This window comes from Paenibacillus sp. Y412MC10 (assembly GCF_000024685.1).
Classification (GTDB): Bacteria; Bacillota; Bacilli; order Paenibacillales; family Paenibacillaceae; genus Paenibacillus_AQ; species Paenibacillus_AQ lautus_A.
Genome location: NC_013406.1, coordinates 1,075,001 through 1,101,390 on the forward strand (window position 1 = coordinate 1,075,001; position 26,390 = coordinate 1,101,390).

A 26,390-nucleotide genomic window follows, 5' to 3' on the forward strand; every position below is an offset into this window, starting at 1 on the left:
GGTTTAAATCATGGAGCTTGCTGCTCCTGAGTGTCATCATGGTGTTCACGCTGGCCGCATGTGGAGGCGGTGGCGGGAACGGAAGCAGTACGGCTGAATCTCCGGGGGGAGGCAGCAGCAATGAAGGGACGGACAATACGAAAGAAGGAACCGAATCCACAGAGAAAATCGAGCTCTCCTTCTGGTCGCTCGGAACGACCAATTATGAAGATCTGGCAAAGGAATATACGAAAGAGCATCCAAACATCACGTTCAAATTCCAGAATACGTCGGACCAAACGGCGCACCACAACAATCTGACGACGGCGTTGTCCGCGGGCTCTGGCGCACCCGACATTTTCCAGCTGGAAATTGCCTTCATGGAGCGCTTCATCAATAACCAGGATAAGTTCTATAACCTGTACGACCTCGGCGCCAAAGACTTAGAGGGCAACTACCTGGAGTGGAAATGGAAGCAGGCCACATCGGTTGATGGCACCTTCCAACTCGGTCTGCCAACAGACATCGGCCCTACAGTCGTCTATTACCGTACGGATCTGGCTGAGCAAGCAGGACTGCCAACCGATCCGGACGGCTTCAGCGCTGCGATCGATTCATGGGACAAATTCGCCAGCGTGGCCAAGGATTTCACAAGCAAAACAGGAAAGCCTTTCGCCGATTTGACGGACCTGGTCTACAACGGGGTGCGTGACCAATCCCCGGATCAAATCTACTTCAACAAAGAGGACGGCTCTTTTATCGGAGATACGAACCCGCAAGTGAGAAAAGCTTACGACTTTACGGTAAAAGGAATTCAGGAAGGCTGGATCGGCAACTGGATTCTATGGTCTCCTGAATGGCAAAAAGCGATCAATGACGGCGACTTCGGCGTCATGCTCGGCCCGGCTTGGATTGCCGGTACCATCCGCAATGCGAAAGACACTTCAGGCAAATGGCAGATTGCCCAGCTTCCTGAAGGAGCAGGCAACTGGGGCGGTTCGTTCCTGACCCTGCCGAAGGAAGGCAAGCATTCGAAGGAAGCTTACGAATTCATCTCGTGGGTGCTGAACAAGGAGAATCAGCTGAAATCGTTTAAGGACAGCGGTTTGTTCCCGTCCATCCCGGCGGTGTACAGCGAGCCTTCGTTCACGGAAGAGAAGGACGAATTCTTCGGCGGCCAGGTCATTTCCGAAGCGTATGCCAAATCGGCGGAACGCATCAAGCCGGTTTACTACGGACCGCTTCATGACCAGACCGACACGATCATCAAAAACGCGCTCAAAAACGTGCTGGAGAAAAAGGCCGACCCGCAAAAAGAATGGGAAAGCGCAATGAAGCAAATCAAGACGCTGGTCGATCGCAGCTAGCTTAAACAGACGGATCATTCCAGCTAGCCCGTTCATATCCAATAACCGTCCGAACCCGAGAAGGGATAAAGCGCCCTTCGCTCGGGTTCGGATTTATCCTTACCTACCTGGAGGTGCATCATGGCTGACACAGCAACGGCAGAATCGCCGCAGCCGGTGCCGCAAAGGCGGCGCTTGTTGACGGAGACCGTGCGAAGCCGGTTTACGGCTTATACGTTTATATCGCCATTCTTTATATTGTTCGCAATCTTCGGTCTGTATCCGATCCTGTTTACCATCTATTTGTCCTTCTTCAAATGGGATGCGCTCGGACCGATGAAATACGTCGGCTTCAAGAATTACGAGCTTATTACAAGCGACCCGACCTTCTGGATCGCATTTAGCAACACGCTCATAATGGCTCTGATGGGAACCGTGCCGCAGCTGATTGTGGCATTATTTGTTGCGGTTATACTCAACTCGGCCTTGAACAGATTCAAGAACACGTTCCGCATCCTGTATTTCATGCCGAACATCACCTCCATCGTTGCGGTGACGCTGGTGTTCAGTACGATGTTCGGAAACAACGGGATGGTCAACTGGCTGCTGAACACCTTCGGTGCGGAAAGCGTGCCGTTCAACTCCGGCTGGTGGGGAGTCAAAATCGCAATATCGTCCATGGTCATGTGGCGGTGGATGGGCTATAACGCCATTATTTTTCTGTCGGGGCTGCAGAGCATTCCGACCGATATTTATGAAGCGGCCAAAATCGACGGGGCCACCCGAGGCCAGCAGCTGCTCTATATCACGCTGCCGCTTCTTCGCCCATTCATTCTGTTCGTCACCTTGGTATCGACGATCGGCGCGCTCCAATTGTTTACGGAGCCTTATGTATTCCTCGGTCAGTCCGGCACGGGTTCTACGCGTCAGGAAGGGGTCACGATGGTCACTTATTTGTATAACGAAGCATTTAAGAACGGATTCTTCGGTACGGCTGCGGCAACGGCGGTTCTTTTGTTCATCGCCACCATTCTGTTCTCGGTATTAAATATGATATTGGGCCGCGAAGGCAAAGATTCGGGAGGTAAAAAAGCATGAGCACAGTCGCCATAAGCCGAAAAAAGCCGGATGAACCCGGTGTTGTCGCGAAATTCTTTTTCTATCTCTTCATGATCCTTGGCGCGCTGGTCTCAGTCTTTCCGTTCTACTGGATGTTCGTCGTGGCCACCAATGACAAGGATGCGGCATTTCACATTCCGCCGCTGCTTACGCCCGGCACGCAGTTTTTCGATAACTTCGCGCGCGTGCTGGAGCGGACGGATTTTTTCAGGGCCTTGATGAACTCGGTGGTGGTGTCTACGGCCGTGACCTTGTCCGTTGTGTTCCTCTGCACGCTGGCGGGTTATGCTTTTGCCAAGTATGAGTTTCCTCTGAAAAAGACGCTGTTTGTTTTTGTCATTGCCACGATGCTGGTGCCTGCCCAGCTGGGCGTGCTTCCACAATACGTCATCATGGCCAAGCTGCACTGGATCGACAGCTACAAAGCGCTGATCGTGCCGGCCATGGTCAATGCCTTCGGCATCTTCTGGATGCGGCAGTACATCGCCTCTGCCGTTCATACCGAGCTCATCGAAGCGGGGCGGATCGACGGCGGCGGACATTTCCGGATCTTCTGGAACATTGCCATTCCCGTTGTTACCCCGGCGATGGCCACGCTCGGGATTCTGAACTTCATGAACGTGTGGAACGATTTCTTCTGGCCGCTCGTCGTATTGAAAAACAGGGAGAATTACACCATTCAAATTGCGCTGCAGCAATTGTTCACCAATAAGGACGGCCTTGATTTCGGCATGATCATGTCGGCCACCTTCACGGCGACGCTGCCGCTTCTCATCGTATTTCTGTTGTTCAGCCGATGGGTGATCGCCGGATTGACATCAGGCGCCATAAAAAGTTAACAAGCAAGGTGAAGTCGACAAGGAATGCGGCCTGTCATGAAGAATAATAGACATAGTAGAGTGGAGGGAGGAAGGATCCATGAAACTCCGCCGAAAGATATTGCTGGCTATTATTCTTCTGGTCTTCATTCCGGTCATCGCGCTGGGCGGGGTATCCTATTACAGCTTTTCGGAAGCGATGGAGAAGAAGTCGAATGATTTCTACTGGATTTCGCTCCTGGAAACGGATCGGAAACTGAAGTTCGCCTTGAACGAAATCACGACGATTTCGAACTCGGCGATTACCCAGCAATCGGTTCAGCAGATGCTGAAACAGCCGGAATACGCGGTTACCTATGAACGGCGGCAGGAGATCAACAATCTGATCAATCATCCGATGATTGCGTCGTTTGCTTTTTATTCGAATGACCGGTTGATGTATAACACGAATGGCGGAATGGAGCTTCAGGAACTGAGGCAGCAGGCATGGTATGAAGCGGTGGAGAAGGCGGAGGGGCGTCCCGTATGGGTCGGACCCGGCGAGAACGGCTCCGCGGCTGACGGCGCTCCCGTATTGATTCAATCCAGGGTCATCAAGGACTATTACTCGCTGGAGGATATCGGAACCGTGGTGATCTACGTGAAGCCGGATCTCCTGGATCAGGTGTTCTGGGAGGCGGCAACGCTGAAGCAGGGAGATATTTTGCTGGTCAACCAGCAGGGGCACATCGTGTTCAGCAAGTCAGGCGGGCATATCGGGGAGCGGACGGAATTCCCGTTTCTCTCGGATAGTTATAAGACGAATGGAAAAGGCTACTACATCGATCAATATGCAGGCGAAAAATCGCTGATCACATATTCACCTTCCCATAATAAAGATTGGTTTCTGGTCGCCATCACGCCAAGCAAACTGATTTCGGCCGAATCGGTCCCGATTCGCAACCTGGCCTTGATCCTGGGACTGATCTCGCTCGTGTCGGCGTTCCTGTTCGACCGTTTTTTTGTGCGCAGAATGGTGCGCAGCATCATTAGCGCGGTGAACGGGATGAAGCGCGTCAAGCAGGGCATCTTCGTTCCGATCCCGTCGCATAACGTGGCGGAGGACGAGACGGATTTGTTAATCGACGGCTTTAACCGGATGAGCACCCAGATCCAGGAGCTGATTGGGCAGGTCGAGACGGAGCAAGCACGAAAAAAGGAAGCGGAGCTGCAGGCGCTGGTCGCTCAGATCAATCCGCACTTCATCTATAATTCACTGGAATCGATCAATTCGATGGCCGTGCTTCAGGGCAATAAGGATATCAGCAAGATGGTGATTTCGCTTGGAAAGCTGCTGCGTATCAGCATCAGCGAGCATCATGAGCTGATCCCCCTCAGCATGGAGCTGGAGCATGTCCAGCATTACATGCGGATACAGAAATTCAGGTTCGAGGAAAAATTCGATTACGGCATTGAGCTTCCGAATGAACTGAGGCACTACGTTACGCAAAAGCTGATCGTTCAGCCGATTGTTGAGAACGCTTTATATCACGGGATCGAGCCGATGGAGGAGAGCGGACTCATCTCCATCAAGGTGTCCGAGAACGGCGAGGATATCGTGATTGACGTGGAGGACAACGGTCCGGGCTTCGATCCGGAAACGCTGATGAAGCTGTGGAATTCGGATCCGGGACAGCTCAAAAAGTACCGCGAGAACGGGGTCGGATTGAAGAATGTCCATGAAAGGCTGCGGATCCGGTTTGGCAGCCGTTACGGCCTGATGATCTGTTCCTCCCCAGGTTACGGCTCCTTGATACGAATTCGAATACCGAAAATACTGACATGACAGGGGGGGCTGCAGGGTGAGATGGTTTTGGAATTGGGGCTGGATCGTCGGATACGCCGCTCTGTTGGCGCTGTCTGTCGTGTGGGTGACGGTACAGAATCAGGGACCGGCCCAGGAGGAACAGCCCGAGAAAATCACGCTAACGTTCCGGCATTTCTGGAACAAAGAGCATGACAAGCCGGTGCTGGCCGTATTCGAGAGCATCGTCCGCACTTATGAGAAAGCGCATCCAAACGTAAAGGTGAACTTCGAGAGCATCGATCAGACGATTCACCGGGAACAAAAGCTGAAGAGCGAGATGGTAACCGGTACGCCGCCGGATATGTTTGTTTTGTTCGGAGGGGCCGAGATCGTGCCTTATGCCAGATCCAACCGGTTGATGGATTTAACGGATTTTTTGCAGGATACCGGATTGAAGGAGCAGTTCAAGGATCTGCACCATTGGACCTTCGAGGACCGGATCTATGGCCTGCCCTTCGAGGGACACGCAGAGCCGATCTATTATAACCGAGCTTTATTCCGGCAGCTGAAGCTGGAGCCTCCGAAGACGCTGGGAGAGATGGACGAAGCTATTCGTGTCCTTCGGGAGAACGACATCATCCCCTTTGCGGTCGGCAACGAAGACAGGTGGCCGGCGGGAATTTTTGCCCATTATTTCATGGATCGCTACGCCGGGCCGGAACTGATTGACCGGCTGGTTGAAGGCGATGATCAGGCCAGCTTTGTGCAAGAGTCGTATTTGGAGGCGTTTGAGCACTTGGAGCTGTGGATCGAAGAAGGGGCGTTCAGTCCGAACGCAAACGATCTTTCTACGGAAGAAGCGATTGCCCAGTTCACGGAAGGAAAAGCGGCGATGTATATGAACGGCAGCTGGGATATCACGCTGCTGCAGAATGAGGATTACCCGGATTTTCAGAATGAGATCGGCGTCATTCCCTTTCCGTCGCTTTTTCCCGGCGAAGAACGCTCCTTGGCAGGGGGATATACGATCGGCATCGGGCTGTCATCGGACTTGGATGAAACGAAAAAGCAATCGGCTCTGGAGCTGCTGGGCATGTTCTATACCCCGGAGGTGCAGACTCGGCTGGTGTATGAAGGGCTGCGCGTCCCTTCGATGAAGATTGACTATGATTCGAAGAAAACCGGGCCGGTTTTTGCCCAAGTCACGGAATTGATGGAGGAATCCGCGAGCACCTTTCTGCCTTACGACAACACGTTATCACCCGAGGTGAACAGTTCGTTCCTTAAGGTGATCGAGGATATGATTGGAGGACGGATCGATGCTGCCGGCGCATTGGAGCAAATTCAGAAGTCCTCGGTAAGGTATTGGAAGCTTAGGCGGAATACGGCAGCAGAGTAAACAGGAGACAGGGGGGAACGTCATGGGCGGATCGGAAGGCAAATTCAGAGTCATGCTGGTCGATGATGAGCCGATCATTCTGCGCAGCCTGAAGGCGGCTATTCCATGGGATGAGCTCGATCTGGAGGTCGTTGGGGAGGCCAAGAGCGGAGACGGCGCATTGAAGCTGGCGCGCGAAGTATCGCCGCATATCATTATCAGCGATATTCGGATGCCGGGGATGGACGGCATTACGCTCATGAAGGAACTGAAGGCGGATCAGGCAAGGCGAATCATTATTTTCATCAGCGGGTACGGCGAATTCGAATACGCGAGGGAAGCGCTGCGCGAAGGGGCTTTCGATTATTTGCTGAAGCCGATCGACCACGATGAACTGACCGAAACGATTGCCAGGGCGGCCAGAACCCTGGAGAAGCAGATTGCGGATGACCAGATGCTCCACTCGATCAAGGTTCTGTCGCTGCTGGCCCGGGAGCGGATGCTGACCGAATTCATCGAAGGGAACCGTAGTCCCCTGCAGCACATGCAGTGGCTGGAGGACAGCGAGCTGGAGCATGGATACACGATGGCCGTCATTCAATTGGATCAATATTTGCGGCTTAACGAGCTGTGGAGCATGGACGAGAAGCGCCTGTGGCTGTTTGCCGTACGGAACGTCCTCGAGGAGTGGTCCTTGCAGCATGGCGGGCTGACGGTATTTCCTTTCCGCAGCGGGGAATGGGTGCTGCTGTTTCCGAACCTGACGAAGGAGCGGCAGGAGGATATCGGCCGGGATCTGGTACAATTGATCAAGCGGAACACGAAGCTGTCCTGCTCGGTCGGCTTCAGTCCCAGCATGGCCGGCATCGACCGCTTGGGAACGGCTTACGAGACGGCCGTGCGCGCATTGTACCAGCGGTTTTATTCCGGGGAAGAGGGCGTGTTTCTCGGGACGCCCGATTCGGTGCTGGAAACGGCCAGCGAAGCGAAGTATCCGAAGCATCTGGAGTCGCTCATGGTGGAAAGCATCCGGACGCTTCATAAGGAGCGGCTTCTGGAGCTTTTTGACGAAACCAAGGCTTATATCGAGGAGCATGGGTTCAGCAGGGAGATGACCGAGCGGGTGCTGCTGGAGATGAGCGTCGTGCTGTATCGTCAATTTGAGCATATGAAGGTGCTGTTTGAGTGGTCGCTGGAGGAACTGCTGCAGGAGCTTCATGCATCCGGCACGCTTCAGCAGCTGATGGACGTCATCAAGAGCCACTTCAGCAAGTGGATTGCCGAGAGTCGGTCCGGGCAGGCCAAAGACAATGTTCAAGCCGTGATGGGCAAAGCTAAGGAGTATATCGCGGAGAATTACCAGAAGGATCTGACCATCGAAGAGGTTTCGGAGCTAGCGGACTTAAGCATCAGTCATTTCTGCACGCTGTTTAAGGGAACGACGGGCTATACGTTTCTGGAGTACCTAACGGAGTGCCGGATCGAGAAGGCCAAGAGCATTCTGCTGAATACGGACGTGAAGGTGTACCAGGTAGCGCCGCTGGTAGGATATCAGGATCCGCGATATTTCACCCAGGTATTTAAGAAAATCACGGGGAAAACGCCATCCGAGTATCGGGAAGAGGCGGTCTCCAAGACATAGAATGAACCTTGATCCCATGATATCGAAATCGGATATTTTGCGGATAGGGTTTAACATAGGAGGGAATGAATAACAGATCCATTTTTCCGGGTTCGATCGGGGAAAAGGAGTTCTGTTATTTTTATTTTAAATATCTTAATATTAAGACTTGACGATTTAAGGTTTAAATACTAAACTGAGATTAAGCAAACGTAAAGAAGCCAGCGAAGAACGAAGCTGCTCCCGAATCAGACGGCAAATATGAATATTGAAGATGGTTAACATGCTATTAATAACGAAAAAAACGATAAATGGAGGTTGAAGTCATGAAGTTTAAAGGAATTCATCACGTATCCGCCTTAACGGCTGCGGCTTCGCGGAACTTCGAATTTTATACAAAGGTTCTGGGCATGCGATTGGTCAAGAAAACGGTGAACCAGGACGATGTGTCGGTGTACCATCTGTTTTACGGCGATGAAAAAGGAAATCCCGGCACGGAGCTTACCTTCTTTGAAATTCCGATGGCCGGCCGGACCCGTGAGGGAAACAACAGCATATCGGCGACATCCCTGCGCGTGCCGAACGACCGCGCCTTGGAATATTGGACCCGGCGGCTGGACGAGCACGGCGTAGAACGCGAGGAGATCAAGGAACGTGCGGGCCGATTGACCCTTCTCTTCAGGGATTTCGAGGGCCAGCGCATCATTCTCGTTTCGGATGAACATAACGAGGGAGTTCCAGGCGGCGTTCCATGGGAAAAGGGGCCGGTTCCGGCGGAATACGCCATCATCGGTTTAGGCCCGGTGCAGCTGACCGTGCCTAATCCCGTGCAGACCGTGAAGGTATTGACGGAGCTGATGGGCTTCCGCTACAAAGGGCACTATGCTTCGCCAGTGGACGGGCAGCCGGATATCCTGGTCTTCGAGACGGGAGAAGGCGGTACGGGAGCGGAAGTGCACGTGGAGGAACGAACGGATCTTCCGCAGGAGCGGCTTGGCCGCGGCGGCGTTCATCACGTTGCATTCCGCGTCGAGGATGAGGAGGAGCTTCGGTCCTGGATTGACCGGATCGGCGATGTGGGCTTTTCGAATTCGGGATTTGTCGATCGCTTTTACTTCCGTTCCTTGTATTTCCGGGAGCCTAACGGTATTTTGTTCGAGGTAGCTACCGATGGTCCGGGCTTTGACACGGATGAGCATATCGACCATCTCGGCGAGTCCCTTGCGCTGCCGCCGTTTCTGGAGCCGAAGCGGGAACAGATCGAAGCCAACCTGAAGCCTCTCCATACGATTCAATAAAGATGGCGCACATCGCGCACGCAATACACACGACACCGGGTAAGCCTCTGTTTTTGGGGCGATTGCCCGGTGTTTTAATTTGATCTATTCATATAGCCGCGATATGGCATTTGCCGCCATGCTGACATGCTCCCTAAGCTCTTGGGGAGCCATCACCTCGATTTCCGCCCCGCAGCTTAGAAGAAATGCCGAAGCCGATTCCAGGGTGTTGAACTCCAAATCGGCCGTTATCCACCCGTCGTGCTGGTTATCCATATCGCATCGGAGTATTTTTACGTACCGCTCCCGCTCAAAGCGTTTGATCAGATGGACGGTCATGCGAACCTGTGCGGGATACTGCGGGAGATTTTGCATGAACCGTGCCAGCGACTCCTCCCAATACTCGGCTAGATTAAAACCGGCCGGACGCTGGAATGTATCCTCGGACATGACGGCATCCACGATTCTCGATACGCGATAGGTTCGCAGCTCGCCTTGGGATTCGGCCACCACATACCAGGTACTCCGTTTGGCAACCAGCCCGAGCGGATGAATCCTTCTTTCGACTCGTTCCTCTCCTTTCATGTATTGGATATCCATGATGCGATCCAACCACAGCGCCTCCTGCAAAACCGTAAGATACGGATGCGATTCGCGGTAGGAGTGCCAGCCTGCGCCATCGATATGGATCTTCTCCCGAATGATTTCGGCATCCTGCCGAATGGAGCGTGGGGAGGAAGCCAATAATTTTTGATAGGCAGCATCAAATTGTTTACGGATCCCCAAATCCCCGATCAGCGGGCTGTGGCTGGAAACCAGCAGGGAGATGAGCTCGTCCGGCGTCATGCCGGTCAGGTTCGTTCGATAGCTCTCCTCCAGCACCCACCCGCCCTGGGATCCTCTTTCCGCATACACGGGGATGCCCGCCGAGCTCAAGCTTTCCATATCGCGTATAATCGTTCGCTCCGATACCTCAAGCTGCTCCGCCAGATAACGGGTGTTCTTCTTCCCCCCGTTCTGAAGCATCAGCATAATGGATAATAGACGATCCGCCCTCAAGTTATGTCACCTCTCTGTATCTATAGAAGTTAATTGTATTGTAGCATGGATATAAGACAACGGATGTCATATATGTCTGATACGATGAAGGCGTTGAGATACTTCAGTATATAGTTGGAGGTAGCGCTATGAATAAGAATGATCCTAAGCCATTGCAAGGAAAAATCGCCGTCGTGGCCGGAGCGACCCGGGGAGCAGGCCGCGCCATTGCGGTGATGCTGGGTGCCGCGGGGGCAACGGTGTATTGCACGGGACGGAGCGTACGCGGCCAAGCGTCGGATATCAAGCGTACGGAGACGATTGACGACACGGCGGAGATGGTGACGGACCGGGGCGGCACCGGCATTGCCGTGCAATGCGACCATACCGTGGAAGAGCAAGTGAAAGCGTTGTTTGAACGCATTCGTGAAGAGCAGCAAGGCCGGCTGGACATCCTCGTCAATGATATATGGGGCGGCGAGAACCTGACGCATTGGAATATTCCGTTCTGGGAGCAATTTCTGTCCGATGGACTGCTGATGCAGGAGCGAGCAGTGACAACGCACATGATCACCAGTTATTACGGCGTTCCGCTGATGGTGGAGAACGGCGGCGGATTGGTCATTGAGGTCACGGACGGCTCGACGTACCGGTATCGCGGGAATTTGTATTACAGCCTGGCAAAAATTTCGGCGATTCATCTGGCGGCAGCCATGGCGGAAGAGCTGCGTCCCTATCAGGTAACCGCACTATCCGTGACGCCGGGATTTCTGCGCTCGGAGCAAATGCTGGATCACTTCGGCGTTACGGAAGAAAATTGGCGGGATGCCACGGCACAAGAACCGCATTTCATCGAATCGGAGACCCCATATTTTCTTGGGCAGGCGGTTGCGGCGCTGGCAGCCGATCCGGATGTAGCCGACAAGAGCGGGAAGGCGCTGACCAGCTGGGACTTATCGGATGAATACGGGTTTAGCGACATTGACGGGCGTAAGCCGCATTGGGGCAATTACGCGAAGAAGCAGGGACTTCCCATTACTTAAACATGTAAAACAGGGTGACCTATGCCATGATGGCGAATAGGTCACCCTCTTTGGTTACGGAAATTGTCCGTTGCACTTGCGAATACCGCTGTTAGTACGTCTAAACCATGTCATAGCGGAACATCGCAGAAACTACGCATCAACGTTCAATTTCAAGTGGTTATGAGCGGCCGCGTCTCATCGAACCCATAATCAGGCTGACGATAAAGACCAGGATGACGGCACCGATCAATGCAGGCAGGATGTAGAATCCACCCATTTCCGGTCCCCAGGATCCAAGCAGAAGACCGCCCAGCCAAGCACCGACGAAACCAGCAATGATGTTACCGATGATACCGCCGGGGATGTCTCTGCCCATAATCAAACCAGCAATCCATCCAATGATACCGCCAACGATTAATGACCAAAGAAAACTCATGTTAATCACCTCGTATAAGTTATAGTTGTTTGTGCCTTACTATTAACCAAAGACGTGACTTTTAAACCGGGTTGACCAGCAACTTGGATAAAATCATTATTTTCCATTGCAATGATATGCCTCTTCGTTCTTTGATAAATGCGATTTTTTTGATTATGCTTGAAGAGAGTGGTTAGGTTGAGAAAATAAAGGAGCTGGCATGGAACTCATGATAGACAAATGGACAGAAGAATATACAATTCAATCCGTTGACGCAGACTTTAAGGGAGACTGCCGATGGTCTTCGCTGCTCAGTATTTTGCAGAGAGCGGCTGACCGGCATATTGAGGCGCTGGGGATCAGCCGCGAGGAAATGATCGAGCGTGGCATGGGCTGGATGCTGATTACGCTGGAGCTTGAGATGCGGCGGATGCCAAGGGATATGGAAAACGTATATGTGGACACCTGGAGCCGCGGGTCCAAAGGGGCGCTGTGGCATCGGGATTATCGGATCAAGAACGGCGATGGGGAATTGCTGGGCGAGGGCCGCTCGGTATGGGCGCTGGTGGACATTCATAAAAGGAAAATTCTGCGTCCGTCCATGTTTCCGTACGAGGTGCCGATCGGTCAGGAAACGGTTGGAGAGCTGCCAAGCAAAGCCGTATTGCCGGAAGGGGTACAGCTTGATGATGCGTATACGTATTCGGTCCGGTATAGTGGAATCGATACGAACGGCCATTTGAATAACGCCCGGTATGCGGATCTGTGCTTTGACGTGCTGGATGAGCAGGAACTTCGGGAAGGGCTAGTGACCGGCTTCAAGATTACATACCTTAACGAGGCCAGACTGAAGGATACGATGCTGATCAAGCGTTCGGCCGAGGAGAACAATCGGGTGTACGTGCAGGGCACATCGCCGGACGGAACCAACTTTTTTGAAGCGGCTATCGTTAGGGAATCATAAACCATCAGGTTGTTCTTTCGGAGGGGAAAGAGCGGCCTGACGCTTCATGGAGGGTGAACGGATGTACAAAATCATGATCGTTGAGGATGACCCCAAGCTGGCGGGGCTGCTGCAATCGCATATCGAACGGTACGGAAATGAAGGAAACATCGTCGAGGATTTCGATCATGTGCTGGAGCAGTTCCATAAGATGAAGCCGCATCTCGTTCTGCTCGACGTGAACCTGCCAAGCTTTGACGGATATTATTGGTGCCGCCAGATCCGGTCGGTATCGACCTGCCCGATTATTTTCATCTCGGCCCGTAACGGGACGCCGGATCAGCTCCGGGCCTTGGAGAACGGCGCGGATGATTATATCACCAAGCCGTTTGCTTACGATATCGTCATCGCCAAAATCCACAGCCAGCTGCGCCGCGTATACGGCGACTATGCGGCAGCATCCGCCGAGCGTACGGTGGAGAAGGACGGGCTTGTCCTCTATCCCGAACGGATGGAGCTGACTCTTCACGATCAGACATCCGTGCTCACGAAAAAAGAAACGGTCCTTCTGGAAACGCTGCTGAGCCGGAGCCCCCGGCTTGTGACGCGCGAGACGATTCTGGAGAAGCTGTGGGACGATACGTTCGTGGACGATAATACGCTCAGCGTGAATATTAACCGGGTGAGGAAACGGTTAGGGGAGTTAGGGATTGAGAATGCGCTGGAAACGATTCGCGGTTCGGGGTACAGGCTGCATACCGTATGGAAGAGGTAGGTTATGAAGAAGCTGTTTTGGCGTGAGCATTTGCCCCTCATTCTGTTTGTAACCGCGGCCTTGTTCGTGGTGCTGCTCGTTTTCTGGTATGACGGCTATGATCATCCGGTGACAGCGGCTTATGCCGTTTTCCTCGGTCTGACTATTCTTGGCGGGTACTTGGCATTCCGGTATTTCACGCACCGGGATTTCTATGAGCGGCTGTCGCAGCCCATCAGGTCGTTGGAGGAATCGATCAAGCATAACGAGTCGGCCCCGCTGCCTACGGCCCTTAGCGAACTTATGGAAGAGCAGTACCGTCAATACCGCACGGTCATGGAAGAGTGGGAGCGCCGGCGGAAAGAGCATATGATCTTCATGAATCAGTGGGTGCACCAGATGAAAACGCCGCTGTCCGTCATTGAGATGATCACGCAGGAGGATGACAACGACGCCTTCAAGAGTTTATCCGAGGAATCCGACCGGATTCGGCGCGGGCTGGAGATGGTGCTCTACATGTCCAGGCTCGAAACCTTCGAGCAGGATTTCAGCGTGGAGCCCGTGAAGCTTCAGGAGGCGGCAGTCGAGGCGGTGCACGAGAACAAGCGTTATTTTATTCACAGTCATGTGTATCCGGAGGTCCGGATCGATTCGGATCTCACCGTTCAGACGGATGCCAAATGGCTTCGGTTCATCATGCTGCAGCTGCTGTCCAACGCCATTAAATATTCTGCCGGAACCGGGCTTAAGGTGACGATGCAGGCCCGCCGGACGGAGGACCACCGCCATGTGGTACTGGAGATCACGGACCGGGGAATGGGCATACCGCCATCCGACATGAAGCGGGTGTTCGACCCGTTCTATACCGGGGAAAACGGCCGCAAGCTCAAGGAATCCACCGGCATGGGCTTGTATCTCGTCAAAGAAGTGGTCCATAAAATGAACCACCAAATCGAGCTGGAATCCGAGCCGGGAAGAGGAACGACGGTGAGGCTGATTTTCTCGGGGTGAGATCTGCTTTGTACAGACGTCTCATGGAGGCAGAGTTCAATTATGGCTGTTGTAGGTGACATTCACGACATTGAAATTATATAAGGCAGTAAAGCATGGGCTAGTAAGATTTGGTTTAATCTCTTATTGAACTTTGGATTGCATCACCTAAATACGTTACCGAAAGCACCTTATCACGGGCTTCATGATGGATGTTGACCCATCATGAAGCCCTGAGGTAAGGTTCTTTCTTTTGTTTTAAATAATGAGTAGGTATCGGCACGCACCAGCGAAAGAGGACGAAACGATTCCGAAGAAGCGAAGCGGTCGCCTTTGCCCCCGAATTTTCACCTCGGTGTAATCGTTCAGAAAATTTGGGGGCAACAGCGATCGTAGGAACGTTACGTACTCGTAGCGGCCTGAGAATCGCAACAGTGACATACTCGTAGCGGCCTCTAGAATCGCAATCGTGACGTACACGGAGGACCTTTAGAATAGCAACAATGACGTACACGGAGCACCTCTGGAATCGCAACCGTTACGCACTCGAAGCGCCCTTTAGATTGCGACCGTGACGTACCCAGAGCGGGTCTGCGCATGAATCTTACACCGATGTAAGGTTGGCGAAAGAGTGATCGATAGGAGATGGCCCGCCGGATGCTATACACTAACCTTACAGGAACGAAATAACGAAAGTGAGGTTTACAACAAGATGGAAATACTAAACGTGCGCAATCTGGGCAAAGTCTATAAGGCCGCAGTGTCCCACGAGGCGCTTTCCAATATCAATCTGAGCATCAACCAAGGGGAATTCGTCGGCATCATGGGCCCCTCCGGCAGCGGAAAAACGACGCTGCTCAACATGATCTCCACCATCGACCGACCTACGTCCGGGGAGATCACCATCGGCGGGGAGGACCCGTTCCGATTATCCCAGGATAAACTCGCCATGTTCCGCCGGCGTGAGCTGGGGTTTGTCTTTCAGTCCTTTAACCTGCTGAATACGCTGACGGTGAAAGAGAATATCCTGCTCCCCCTGGCGCTGGACGGCGTGGATCTGGATGAGATGAACCGCCGGGTCGGTATTTTGGCCGATAAACTGGGCATCACATCGATACTGGATAAGCGGACTTATGAAATATCGGGGGGACAGGCGCAGCGGACGGCGATAGCGCGGGCCATGATCCACGTACCGAAGCTGGTTCTGGCCGATGAGCCGACAGGCAACCTGGACTCCAAGTCGGCCCGCGACGTCATGGAAATGATGGACCGGAGAAACAAGGAAGACCAAGTGACGATGCTGCTGGTCACCCATGACCCGGTTGCCGCAAGCTACTGCAATCGGGTGGTGTTTATCAAGGACGGGCAGTTGTACAACGAAATCACGTACGGCGACAGCCAATCGGCCTTTTATCAAAAAATCATCAATGTGTTATCGCTGCTGGGAGGTTCGGGACATGAATTTTCGCCAGTTCGCCATTAACAATGTCCTGCGCAGCAAGCGCACATATATTGCCCACTTCCTGAGCAGTGCTTTTTCAGTCATGATTTTCTTTACCTACGGGCTGCTATCGTTTCACCCACAGCTGAAGGACGGCCTGGTCTCCTCCAGCGGTACCATGTCCATGCTGGGTACGATGGGCATGACGGTATCCCAGTACATCGTATTCGTTTTTTCATTTTTCTTTCTGCTGTATTCGGTGGGGGCTTTCATCAAGGTTCGGAAAAAGGAGTTCGGCATTCTGCTGATCCTCGGCATGTCCCGCAAGCAATTGAACCGGATGCTGTTCATCGAGAATATCCTGATTGGCGCTGCAGCGATTGTAGTCGGCATCGGAACGGGATTGCTGTTCTCCAAGCTGATTCTGCTAATCAGCGCCAAGCTGCTGGCCGTGGATAAGGGACTTCCGTTTTATTTTCCGCTCGAATCGCTGATCATTACGGCTGCGGCTTATGCCGTTTTGTTCCTGCTGATTGCGTTGTTTTCCTCGTTCATGCTGCGGAAGGGCACGCTGCTCGCCCTGGTGAAAGCAGAGGAAAGCCCGAAGCCGCAGCCCAAAGCATCGCCTTGGCTGGCCGTGCTGGCTGTCCTGCTGATTGGAACCGGATACGGCATGGTGATGGCTTTTGCGATTCTCCAAATTTTCAATCTGTTCCTGTTGCTTGGAGGCGTTGTATTCGTCATCATCGGCACTTATTTTCTCTTCACCCAGTTCAGCGTGTTTTTCATGCGGTATCTGCAGAGGAAAGAACGGTTCTTCTTCCGCCGAACCAATCTGCTGACGATCTCGGAGCTGCTGTACAGAATCAAGGACAATGCGGTGATGTTCTTCCTCGTATCGGTCATCTCGGCATCCGCCTTTACCGGGATCGGAACCACGCTTGCGATCGGAGATCCGGGCCTGTCGGCCATGGAAAATCCTTATGCCTATACGTACACCATGTATGAGGAGGACGCTGATAAAGGGAATCGTCATCTTGATATGATCAGGGAGGAGCTCAAGAAAGGCGGATTTCAGTACAAGGAGGCGGAGGTTACTCCGATATTCTCGGATAACGGGGTGAAGCTGATCAAGCTTAGCGAATATAACAGTCTCATTCAGTCGCTGGGTTACCCGGCAGAAGCATTAGACGACCTGGAAGGGATCTTGACTCCGGGAACGGTCTCGGAGAAGAACAGCTACCGAATAGACGGTCCCTTAAATGATCAGTTCGAGGTAGTAAACGGCAAGAAATCGGAAATCGTCAAGGTGCTCAAAGCCGAAACGTTTATTGCCGTACCCGCGACCTACGGCGATACGCTGGTCGTATCCGACCGCTTGTACGAGGATGTGTTCCAGACACAACAGGATCAGGAATACGGTTATGCGGCATTCCATACGTTTTACGTTCAGGATTGGAAGAATACAGGGGATGTGTCCAGATCGATTCAGGAACGTCTTAAAGAGCCGGAAGACTACAGCTATTATCTCAAGTCATTGTACTTGGATTGGAAAAGCGCTCAGCAGCAGAACGGCATTCTGCTTATGGTTAGCGGCCTGGTCGGCATCGTGTTTTTTACCTTCGCGGCAAGCTTTGTATATTTCCGGCTATACGCGGATCTTGCCCGGGACGAACAGCAGTATCGCATGATTGCCAAGGTGGGACTCAGCAAAAAAGAGCTTGGCACCATCATTACCAAGCAGCTTGTCATTATGTTCTTTTTGCCGATGTTAATCGCACTCATCCATAGCGGCGTTGCCTTTGTTGCGCTTCAGCAGCTGGTAGACTTCTCGATCGTAGGGCATAGTTTGAAGATCTTCATCTTCTTCCTGAGCATCCAGATCATGTATTTCTTTATTACTCGCTGGCGTTATCTGGAGCGTCTCAACAAAATCATTCAGTAAAAACCGCCATTTCTTCGTTGAAAAGGGCCAAAACGGGTATGTTATTACAAGAAGCACTTCACAACGAGAAATGGGGGCGATTCCATAATGAATGATCACAGCATGTTAAAGACGGGTGCCGTAGAGACCGAAGAGGTTACGACCGATATTCTTTCCTTGCGTACCGTCATGGTGAACGTCCAAATGATCGGTACGCCGGGAACCGGTGACTGGGTGCTGATTGATACGGGACTCGGAAATTTCGAAGGTTCCATTGCGGAAGAAGCGGAGAACCGATTCGGCAAGCCGCCGGTGGCCATCGTGCTGACGCATGGCCATTTCGACCATGTGGGCAATGTGAAGGAATTGGCCGATCGCTGGAACGTTCCCGTCTACGCACACCCGAGCGAACTGCCGTTTCTTACGGGACAAGAAGACTATCCTCCGGGGGATCCGAGCGTAGGCGGGGGATTGATGGCCCGCGTTGCTCCCATGTATCCGAACAAAGCCATCGATCTGGGATCGAGGATACGACCGCTGCCGGAGGACGGAAGCGTGCCCGGTCTTCCCGAATTCAAATGGCTGCCGACGCCGGGTCATAGCCCCGGACATATCTCCCTGTACCGCGAACGGGACCGGGTCCTCGTAGCGGGAGACGCGGTCATTACGGTGAAGCAGGAGTCGGCGCTTGCCGTCATCGGGCAGGAGAAGGAGCTTCACGGTCCGCCGATGTATTTTACTCCGGATTGGGATCTGGCGCGTGAATCGGTTCGCCGCCTGGCAAGCCTGAATCCCGAAATTCTGGTCACGGGGCACGGCGTCTCCATGCGCGGTGAAGAGCTGACGACTTCGCTTGCGCGGTTGGGCCGGGACTTTGACCGTTTGGCCGTTCCCGAGCAAGGTCGGTATGTGGAAAAGGAACCAAATTGAATGAGAACGGATCAATCATCCGTTTCATGATATGAACGTTTTATAGGCTGAACGAGACACCGTGAGGGCGATGACCTTGCGGTGTTTTTTTATATGAGACAGTTGAACAGACCGGCAAAGTTAATCGCGTATTTTTTATTTTATCGATATAATTCTTATACTAGGCATGCGAGAAGATCTTATATTCATAGCTACGGAGCTTAAGAACTTGTAGTACTATATGACCGTATTACAGGGTTTGAACTCGGCGCGGATGATTATATTATTAAACCTTTTGAAATTTTGGAGCTGCTTGCACGCATAAATGTGGTTTTACGTCGAAACACACAAACAACGTTTGGTGATTTATCACAACCACTAGCCTCGGGATCTATGGCTAAGTTGGATGTTAGTGGTCAACCCAATGTATCGGAAGTGAGATATTCGTTATTTAATCGTGATCCAGATCAAATCAGAATCGTCATTGAAATGAATCGAGATAGTATAATTCAAGTTAATCATGAGTTTATCGGTGATCAACTGATTATTGATTTAAATGATACATGCGATTTCGATTCTCCTATTTAAGAACCCTTGGCAGGTGAGCGGGGGAAAAGGATTGTAGTGATCGATCCTGGACATGGAGGGATGATCCGGGAACGACAAGTATTTCTAATAAACATGAAAAAGATTTTAACCTTGCTTTATCTCTAAAAGTGCAAGAACTCCTGTTGAAGGAGCCTGAAATCGAAGTATTGATGACCCGCGATAGTGATGTGTACCCTACCCGAACAGAACGTGTGCAGCTTGCCAATACATTAAATGCCGACGTATTTGTATCTATACATGGAAACAGTGTTCTTGAGTCACCTCAAGCCAATGGTACATAGACTTCAGCCAAGCAGCAGTAAACAGCTGGCTAACGCTATTCACAAGCGCTTAATCAAAGCAATGGGGCTGAAAGACCGCGGTGTGAAAGATAAAAGTTTCCAAGTCATTAGAGAAACGAAAATGGCTGTGGTCCTATTGGAAATTGGATTCCTGAGTAACATCTCCGATTAAAAAAGCAATGCTATCCAATACCGTACAATACAAAGCTGCTCAAGCTATTGTCGATGGAATTAAAGAATATCTGAGCATCAAGTAAGGAAAACTGACGGGCTGCCATGGATCATTCAGTAAGGAGTGATACACATTAAGGAGTTTATTTCTTTACAGTATAAGAAGTTTGGACATCCTCTTGAAGTGTTGGAATTAGAACAACGAGTAGACGATAAACAACTTCAGCACGACGAAATAGTGGTTCGAATGATTCTTAGTCCAATTAATCCTTCTGACCTAATTCCGATTCGGGGTGCCTATAAACATCGAATTCAGCTGCCAGCAGTACCAGGATATGAAGGGGTTGGTGTTGTTGAAGCTGTTGGTTCATCCGTAACAGCATCCCTTTTAGGTAAACGGGTACTGCCTCTACGTGGTGAAGGAACTTGGCAACAGTACGTGAAAACGAAAGCCAATCTTGCAATTCGGGTTCCCGTTGAAATTGATAACGAAACAGCAAGCCAAATGTACATTAACCCTATGACAGCGTGGCTTATTTGTGCAGAAGAATTGCGGTTAAAGTCTGATGATGTGTTGATTGTAAATGCTTGCGGTTCTGCTATAGGACGTATTTTTGCACAGTTTTCAAAGGTGTTTGGATACAGATTGATTGCGGTGGTAAGAAATGATAGCCATACCCAGGAACTGTATTCGCTTGGTGCTTGGGCGGTAATTGACACGTCTAAAGAATTGCTTGTCCATCGAGTTTTGGAATTGACCTGTGAGATGGGGGCGACGGCGGGTATTGATAGCATTGGCGGGCAAGATGGACACGACCTGATTGAGTGTATCCGTCCAGGTGGCACAGTATTAAATATTGGTCTTATGTCAGGAACTCAATTGAATTGGGCTCGGATACACCATAAACATTCTAATATCAGAGTGAAACCATATTGGCTTAGGAGATGGATTGAAGGTATCTCCGATGTTCGGTGGCATGAAACTTTTGGTGATGTATTCCAATTGGTGATAGATGGGGAATTGACTATTCAAGCACCAAGAACGCGTTTTAGTCTACGGGAATATGAGAAAGCAATTATAGAAACACAACAAAGTGGTCACATAGGGAAAGTGATTTTGGAACCATTTTCATTCAACTAACGTGCGAATGGTCTTCGAACGTTTCGGCTGTCAATATGGAAATTAACGGATTTGTGCGAAAATGAAAGTGATGGAAACACCAGATTTTTAAAAAAAAGATGAACTGGCGTGAACCTAAGCACGCTCTCAGGCATCTAACTTATGTAAGGCCAAGGAAGTGCTGCAAAGGAGGTCTCCCAATGTGAACAAGAAATCCAATATAGAAGGCGATGTCCAGCTTGCCAAGCATGGGGATCGCGAAGCCTTTAGCAGGCTGGTCCACGCTTGCGAGCGTAATTTGTATGGCTTAGCCCGTTTGTATCTGAGGCGGGAAGAGGATTGCGCGGATGCCGTACAGGAAGCGATCGTTAAATCCTTCGCAGCGATGTCGACCTTAAAGCAGCCTGCTTATTTTAAAACATGGCTGTCCCGTATCCTTATTCATGAATGCCTGCAACTGCTGCGCTCCCAGCAGCGGCTGCGGACGGTTGAACTTGCCAATGGGGGTGCCGATACACTGCCGTATGAAGCGATCGAACTCAACGAAGCCGTGACCCATCTGGAAGACGATTTACGCAGAGTTATTCAGCTTCACTATTATCGGGATATACCGATCAACCATATCGCCAAGATGATAGGTATACCGGAAGGAACGGTGAAATCCCGTCTGCACCGGGCGCGCGCCATATTGGCGGAAAGACTGGAATCCTCCACGGAAAGGAACGTGAGCCATGACCCGATAGTATGTAAGGAGTCGAGTCTGAATGACTTTGCTCCTATATATAATGCGATTCCGGCGGGAAGGCTTGCCGACTTCAACATGATGCAAGGATCATGGGGGGCAGCCGCTTAATGGGAAAGAATCCGAATGTCAGATGGATGGACGAATCCGATCTTGAGCCATGCTCCGAGCTGATGCTCAAGGTCTTTAACGGCGAACCCTGGTTCGACCAGTGGGACTCTGTGCTGCATGTACAGCAATACCTTAAGGAATTTATGGACAATCCGGTGTTCCTGGGATTCGTTATCGAACAGGAGGGCAGCATCCTGGGAGCCTCCTTTGGCCATACAAAGAGCTGGTACAGCGGCAAGGAGTACCATATCCAGGAATATTTCATCGATACCGGTTTGCAGCGCAGCGGTTTAGGCTCGGCGCTCATGAATGGAATAAAGGCCTACTTACATTCGATGAACATTCGTTGCATGGTACTGCTAACGGGAAAGGGGCTTCCGGCCGAAGATTTTTATCGGAAGCATGGTTTTGAAGTGAAGCAGGACATTATTTTTATGTCCAACAAGTTTTAAGCGGTTTGATATTTCGATTGAAATAGGGGAGTTGTCTTGATGTCGGTGCGTGTTCTTAACTAACCAAATTTTATAGGACTCTGGCAAGCGCTTTGCGAAAAAACCTTACTTATGCGAGGTTTATTTGCGATGGCTCGAGCTGGAGTCCACCTGGTTAAGAACACAACAGCCATCCATAATCATATTGACTGTACATAACCGTACCCTGGGTACGGCTTCCCGCTGAAGGGGCAGAAGGTGGACGATGGTTCATGGACTTCTGTCCCTTTTTCATGTCGGTTTATCAGCACGCAGGGGGTCATGTGTGTTCTTTTCCAGGGAAATGCAACCCATACTCAGGAAGAGAGCGTGATTTCACATGATCCAATATATAGAAGAGGTAAAAAAGAAGGTTTCCCTGCAAGAAGGTACCCAGGTGATCGAACAGCTGCTGACAGCAAGTTATATGCGCCCGGGCATATCCACCAAAGAGCTGGGACGCCATACCTGTCTGCCGATTCCGGTCGCTGCGGCGATCAAGAAGGAGCTCATCAAAGCCGGAGCACTCGTTCAAGAGCGGGGAGTACGCTGCACCTCTGCCGGAAAGCTCTATGTCGAACGAAAGCTGGGATACGAAGGCATCGATATCGATCTGTATCATACGCTGCTGGCCGGCGAAGCCGATTGGCGGACGGAGCTTTCCGATGTGCTGGCTAGGCTAACGGAGATTCTGGAGCAGCGCCCGCAGGTCGATGTTCAAATCGACCAATCCCAATGCACGGTCGAGACGAGTCTCCGGAGGGCGATTCTGTGCCTGAGGGAGCACAGCCTGATCGGAAAAAACATCCTGTGCGTGGGCGACGACGATCTCGTGAGCATTTCGCTCGGCCTGCTGCTGAAACGGCTCTTCCCGAACGCTAAGGAGCAGAGAGCGGGCCTTACCGTGATGGATATCGATGAACGCTTCCTGCGGTTTATCGGTGACGTGGCTGCAAGGGAAGATGTATCGGTTACATGCAGGCATGTCGACCTCAGACAGCCTCTGCCCCAGGAATGGAAAGGGCAATACGATTGCTTTTTCACGGATCCGCCGTATACGCTCCAAGGCTTGACCTTGTTCTTGTCCCGTGGCCTCAGCGCGTTGAAGCCTGAGAAGGGCTGCCCCATCTTTCTCTCGTTTGCGCATAAATCACCCGACTTCACATGGTCCATGCAGCGCGAATTCGTCCGCATGGGGTTGTCGGTCAGACAGGTGCAGCTTCATTTCAATCAATATATCGGAGCGCAGATGATCGGCAATAGCGGCCAAATGATCGTGCTGACAACGACGGAATATACGGATCCGCCGATGAAGGGTTCTTTTGAGGATGAGCTTTATACAGGCGAGGTTCGGCGGACCGTCCGAACTTACCGATGCACCCAATGTCAGAGCGAGCTGCAGGTAGGCGTGCAGGGCGATTTTACCACGATTGAGGATTTGAAGAAGCAGGGTTGTCCGGCATGTGCCCATCATGCGTTCACCCTGCTGGCGAAGAAAATGATCTGATTCGTTTTTGTGGAATCAATCGCTGGGAGGTTATAATAGGGGAACAGAGGAAGGGGAGGGCTATGAAAGTATTAGTATTGGCTGAGAAGCCGTCCGTTGCGAAGGAAATTGCGAGAGTGATGGGCAGCCGCGAGAAGCAGAAGAATTATTTTGAAGGACCGAAATATATTGTGACCTGGGCGCTTGGACATTTGGTGGGGCTTGCCGAACCCGAGGATTATGATAAGAAGTACCAGACCTGGGCGCTGGAGGATCTGCCGATCCTGCCGGACAACACGAGGCTTAAGGTGCTGAAGGAAACAAGCCACCAGTTCAAGACGGTGCAGCATCTGATGAAGCGTTCGGACGTCGGCGAGATGATTATTGCCACCGATGCCGCCCGCGAAGGGGAACTGCTTGCGCGCTGGATCCTGAGAATGGCGAAGTGGAACAAGCCGTTCAAACGGTTATGGATTTCTTCCCAGACGGATAAGGCAATCAAGGAAGGTTTCGCATCCCTCAAGCCGGGGCAGCAGTTCGACCGGTTGTACGAGTCCGCACGCTGCAGGGCTGAAGCGGATTGGATGGTTGGACTGAACGTGACGCGCGCGCTGACGACCAAATTCAATGCGCAGCTGTCCGCGGGCCGGGTTCAGACGCCGACGCTCGGAATGATCATGGACCGCGAGAGGGAGATCGTGAATTTCCGCTCACAGGAATATGAGACGCTGCAGGCGGATCTCGGAAGCTTTGAGGTTTCGTGGCGTCCGGCCGGCGGAGACGGCCGTTTATTCGAGAAGGACAAGGCCGCCAAGCTGAAGCAGAAGCTGGAAGGCAGCACGGGAAAAATCGTGAGCGTGAAAAAGAGCGAGAAAACCGAACCGCATCCGCTGGCATACGATTTGACCGAGCTTCAGCGGGATGCCAACCGCCGATTCGGGTTCTCGGCCAAGCAGACCTCGAATGTGCTGCAGCGCCTGTACGAGCAGCATAAGCTGGTCACCTATCCGCGCACGGACAGCCGTTACCTGACATCCGATATGGTCGGGACGTTGAAGGAAAGGCTGTCGAGCATTGCGATCGGACCGTATGCGTCCATTGCGCGCCCGCTGCTTCGCAAGAATTTGTCGCCAGGCAAACGGGTCGTGGACGACAGCAAGGTTACGGATCACCATGCCATCATTCCTACCGAACAGACCGTGCTGCTGAATCAGCTGTCGGTCGATGAGCGCAAGCTGTACGATCTCATCGTGCGCCGGTTCATCAGCTTGTTCTATCCTCCTGCCCGTTACGATAACGTATCGGTGACCGTGCAGATTGAAGGCGAACAGCTCTATGCGAAAGGGACAACGATCAAGGACAGCGGATGGCGCGAGGTGTATGGCGGCGACTATGAGGATGACACGGACGACGAGAGTGACGATGGTCAGGGCCCATCTTCTTCGGGCAAGCTCCTGCCGGAGCTGAAAGAAGGAGAATCGGTGAAGGTGGTCCGCTGCGTGCTGAAGCCGGGACGGACCCAGCCGCCGAAGCGGTATAACGAGGCGGCGCTGCTTTCCCAGATGGAGAAGCACGGCCTTGGAACCCCGGCAACCCGGGCCGACATCATCGAGAAGCTGGTCAGCTCCGACACGATCGAACGGCAGGGGCAAACCCTCCATCCGACAGGCAAAGGCAAGCAGCTGATCGAGCTGGTTGCTCCGGAGTTGCGGACGCCGGAGCTTACGGCGCGGTGGGAAGCCGAGCTCGAGCGGATCGCGAAGGGGCAAGGCAAGCCGGAACCGTTCCTGCGCGGCATACGGGATATGACCAAGAAGCTGGTCACGGACGTGAAGGGAAGCGAAGCGGAATACAAGCCGCATAATGTTTCGAACAGCCACTGTCCGGATTGCGGCACACGGCTGCTCGAGAAGAAGACCAAGCGCGGCAAGCTGCTTGTCTGCCCGAGTGACGATTGCGGGTACAAGCGCTCAGGCGAGAAACGCCTGTCCAACCGCCGCTGTCCGCAGTGCCATAAGAAGATGGAGATGAAGGAAGGCAAGGCGGGGCTGTTCGTGCAGTGCCTTGGCTGCGGCATTACGGAAACGCTGAAGAAGGACGCCAAGCACGTGAACAAACGCGAGGAGCGGAAGCTCGTGCAGCAGTACAGCAAGCAGGAGTCGATCGGTTCCAACCTGGGTGATCTGTTGAAGGCAGCGCTCGAGCAGAAGGGGAAGGAATAGTCTCTCGAGCGTTAATCTCATAGGGCTAAGATGGATTGCGTTTTTCTTGCCGTTGTTAGCATAACCTCGGGTGCAATGGCCCATTCTACGGACAGGGGGTGATTTGCATGCCGAACCATAAAGCGAGAAAGACCGAAAACCAGCAGAATAAATCAAGCATTCTGGAGGAGAGCAAAACCCTCAAGCCGAAAAAGGCTGCAGACTATGTTCCGAGCCTGAACGAAATATCCAAAAACGAATCTTGATGGCTCGTGGCGGTTAAGAAATGTTTGGGTTGTCATTATGCCGGGCACGGGCCCGTCGGATCTTACGACCGCCGGCCGGTGTCCTCGTAATGGCATCAAGGACAGCGCTTGGCGTCATGCCCCTAAGGCATGGCCGGGCATTGTCTTCATCAGCATGCGGTTTTATAATA

24 protein-coding genes (1 of these 24 cut by a window edge) are annotated in these 26,390 nt (G+C 52.2%); 22 read left to right on the forward strand and 2 right to left on the reverse strand.

What is annotated here, in order from left to right:
* The 7 genes from GYMC10_RS04550 to GYMC10_RS04580 all read left to right on the forward strand — a co-directional run.
* Window positions 1-1,346, forward strand: partial view of an ABC transporter substrate-binding protein gene (locus GYMC10_RS04550; RefSeq protein WP_012819067.1) — the 3' portion only. It extends 7 nt beyond the left edge of the window; the window shows 1,346 of its 1,353 coding nt (coding positions 8-1,353); its start codon lies off the left edge, out of view; its stop codon occupies window positions 1,344-1,346.
* A 120-nt stretch (window positions 1,347-1,466) separates the two neighbouring features.
* Window positions 1,467-2,423, forward strand: coding sequence for a carbohydrate ABC transporter permease (locus tag GYMC10_RS04555; RefSeq protein ID WP_012819068.1), 957 nt, complete (start codon window positions 1,467-1,469; stop codon window positions 2,421-2,423).
* Window positions 2,420-3,283, forward strand: a complete 864-nt coding sequence (locus tag GYMC10_RS04560) for a carbohydrate ABC transporter permease (RefSeq protein WP_012819069.1) — start codon at window positions 2,420-2,422, stop codon at window positions 3,281-3,283. The genes GYMC10_RS04555 and GYMC10_RS04560 overlap by 4 nt, the downstream gene beginning before the upstream one ends.
* Before the next feature lie 79 nt (window positions 3,284-3,362).
* Window positions 3,363-5,087: a sensor histidine kinase gene (locus tag GYMC10_RS04565; protein ID WP_012819070.1), complete on the forward strand. Its 1,725-nt coding sequence runs from the start codon at window positions 3,363-3,365 to the stop codon at window positions 5,085-5,087.
* A 16-nt stretch (window positions 5,088-5,103) separates the two neighbouring features.
* On the forward strand, window positions 5,104-6,447 hold the full coding sequence (locus GYMC10_RS04570; protein ID WP_012819071.1) for an ABC transporter substrate-binding protein: 1,344 nt from the start codon (window positions 5,104-5,106) through the stop codon (window positions 6,445-6,447).
* A 22-nt stretch (window positions 6,448-6,469) separates the two neighbouring features.
* Entirely contained in the window at window positions 6,470-8,068 is a 1,599-nt protein-coding gene (locus GYMC10_RS04575) for a response regulator (RefSeq protein ID WP_012819072.1), read from the forward strand.
* A gap of 305 nt (window positions 8,069-8,373) precedes the next feature.
* A complete protein-coding gene (locus GYMC10_RS04580; RefSeq protein ID WP_012819073.1) occupies window positions 8,374-9,345 on the forward strand; it encodes a ring-cleaving dioxygenase in 972 nt (323 codons plus the stop codon).
* An 84-nt stretch (window positions 9,346-9,429) separates the two neighbouring features.
* Here the strand turns inward: GYMC10_RS04580 and GYMC10_RS04585 are convergent, their stop codons facing one another.
* Window positions 9,430-10,383 carry a helix-turn-helix transcriptional regulator gene (locus GYMC10_RS04585; protein WP_012819074.1) on the reverse strand — a complete coding sequence of 318 codons (954 nt, stop codon included), beginning with the start codon at window positions 10,381-10,383 and terminating at the stop codon, window positions 9,430-9,432.
* A 128-nt stretch (window positions 10,384-10,511) separates the two neighbouring features.
* Between GYMC10_RS04585 and GYMC10_RS04590 the strand changes: the two genes are divergently transcribed.
* Entirely contained in the window at window positions 10,512-11,405 is an 894-nt protein-coding gene (locus tag GYMC10_RS04590; RefSeq protein ID WP_012819075.1) for an SDR family oxidoreductase, read from the forward strand.
* 160 nt (window positions 11,406-11,565) lie between these two features.
* On the opposite strand, the gene GYMC10_RS04595 is transcribed toward GYMC10_RS04590, so the two are convergent.
* Window positions 11,566-11,823 (reverse strand): GlsB/YeaQ/YmgE family stress response membrane protein, encoded by a 258-nt coding sequence (locus GYMC10_RS04595; protein WP_009592319.1) that lies wholly within the window; start codon window positions 11,821-11,823, stop codon window positions 11,566-11,568.
* Between the two features lie 208 nt (window positions 11,824-12,031).
* Between GYMC10_RS04595 and GYMC10_RS04600 the strand changes: the two genes are divergently transcribed.
* The 14 genes from GYMC10_RS04600 (at window position 12,032) to GYMC10_RS32450 (ending at window position 26,220) form a co-directional block, all read left to right on the forward strand.
* Complete coding sequence (locus GYMC10_RS04600) at window positions 12,032-12,766, forward strand: acyl-[acyl-carrier-protein] thioesterase (RefSeq protein ID WP_036662001.1); 735 nt, start codon at window positions 12,032-12,034, stop codon at window positions 12,764-12,766.
* Between the two features lie 61 nt (window positions 12,767-12,827).
* Window positions 12,828-13,520, forward strand: a complete 693-nt coding sequence (locus GYMC10_RS04605; protein ID WP_012819077.1) for a response regulator transcription factor — start codon at window positions 12,828-12,830, stop codon at window positions 13,518-13,520.
* Window positions 13,521-13,523: 3 nt separating this feature from the next.
* A complete protein-coding gene (locus GYMC10_RS04610) occupies window positions 13,524-14,510 on the forward strand; it encodes a sensor histidine kinase (protein WP_012819078.1) in 987 nt (328 codons plus the stop codon).
* 691 nt (window positions 14,511-15,201) lie between these two features.
* Window positions 15,202-15,972, forward strand: coding sequence for an ABC transporter ATP-binding protein (locus tag GYMC10_RS04615; RefSeq protein ID WP_012819079.1), 771 nt, complete (start codon window positions 15,202-15,204; stop codon window positions 15,970-15,972).
* On the forward strand, window positions 15,947-17,875 hold the full coding sequence (locus GYMC10_RS04620) for an FtsX-like permease family protein (protein ID WP_012819080.1): 1,929 nt from the start codon (window positions 15,947-15,949) through the stop codon (window positions 17,873-17,875). The genes GYMC10_RS04615 and GYMC10_RS04620 overlap by 26 nt, the downstream gene beginning before the upstream one ends.
* Before the next feature lie 87 nt (window positions 17,876-17,962).
* Entirely contained in the window at window positions 17,963-18,784 is an 822-nt protein-coding gene (locus GYMC10_RS04625) for an MBL fold metallo-hydrolase (protein ID WP_012819081.1), read from the forward strand.
* A 647-nt stretch (window positions 18,785-19,431) separates the two neighbouring features.
* The gene (locus GYMC10_RS32860; protein WP_251500049.1) at window positions 19,432-19,653 is read left to right on the forward strand and encodes an N-acetylmuramoyl-L-alanine amidase; all 222 of its coding nucleotides are present in this window, start codon (window positions 19,432-19,434) and stop codon (window positions 19,651-19,653) included.
* A complete protein-coding gene (locus GYMC10_RS33255; protein ID WP_410002338.1) occupies window positions 19,643-19,825 on the forward strand; it encodes an N-acetylmuramoyl-L-alanine amidase in 183 nt (60 codons plus the stop codon). Before GYMC10_RS32860 ends, GYMC10_RS33255 begins: the two co-directional genes overlap by 11 nt.
* Window positions 19,826-19,948: 123 nt before the next feature.
* Window positions 19,949-20,965, forward strand: a complete 1,017-nt coding sequence (locus tag GYMC10_RS04635; RefSeq protein ID WP_012819082.1) for a zinc-dependent alcohol dehydrogenase family protein — start codon at window positions 19,949-19,951, stop codon at window positions 20,963-20,965.
* Between the two features lie 181 nt (window positions 20,966-21,146).
* Window positions 21,147-21,797, forward strand: a complete 651-nt coding sequence (locus GYMC10_RS04640; protein WP_012819083.1) for a sigma-70 family RNA polymerase sigma factor — start codon at window positions 21,147-21,149, stop codon at window positions 21,795-21,797.
* Window positions 21,797-22,249: a GNAT family N-acetyltransferase gene (locus GYMC10_RS04645; RefSeq protein WP_012819084.1), complete on the forward strand. Its 453-nt coding sequence runs from the start codon at window positions 21,797-21,799 to the stop codon at window positions 22,247-22,249. The genes GYMC10_RS04640 and GYMC10_RS04645 overlap by 1 nt, the downstream gene beginning before the upstream one ends.
* Window positions 22,250-22,607: 358 nt before the next feature.
* The gene (locus tag GYMC10_RS04650; protein WP_012819085.1) at window positions 22,608-23,774 is read left to right on the forward strand and encodes a bis-aminopropyl spermidine synthase family protein; all 1,167 of its coding nucleotides are present in this window, start codon (window positions 22,608-22,610) and stop codon (window positions 23,772-23,774) included.
* A 62-nt stretch (window positions 23,775-23,836) separates the two neighbouring features.
* The gene (locus GYMC10_RS04655; protein ID WP_012819086.1) at window positions 23,837-25,975 is read left to right on the forward strand and encodes a DNA topoisomerase III; all 2,139 of its coding nucleotides are present in this window, start codon (window positions 23,837-23,839) and stop codon (window positions 25,973-25,975) included.
* Window positions 25,976-26,082: 107 nt separating this feature from the next.
* Window positions 26,083-26,220, forward strand: coding sequence for a hypothetical protein (locus tag GYMC10_RS32450; protein ID WP_012819087.1), 138 nt, complete (start codon window positions 26,083-26,085; stop codon window positions 26,218-26,220).
* The last annotated feature ends 170 nt before the right edge of the window (window positions 26,221-26,390 follow it).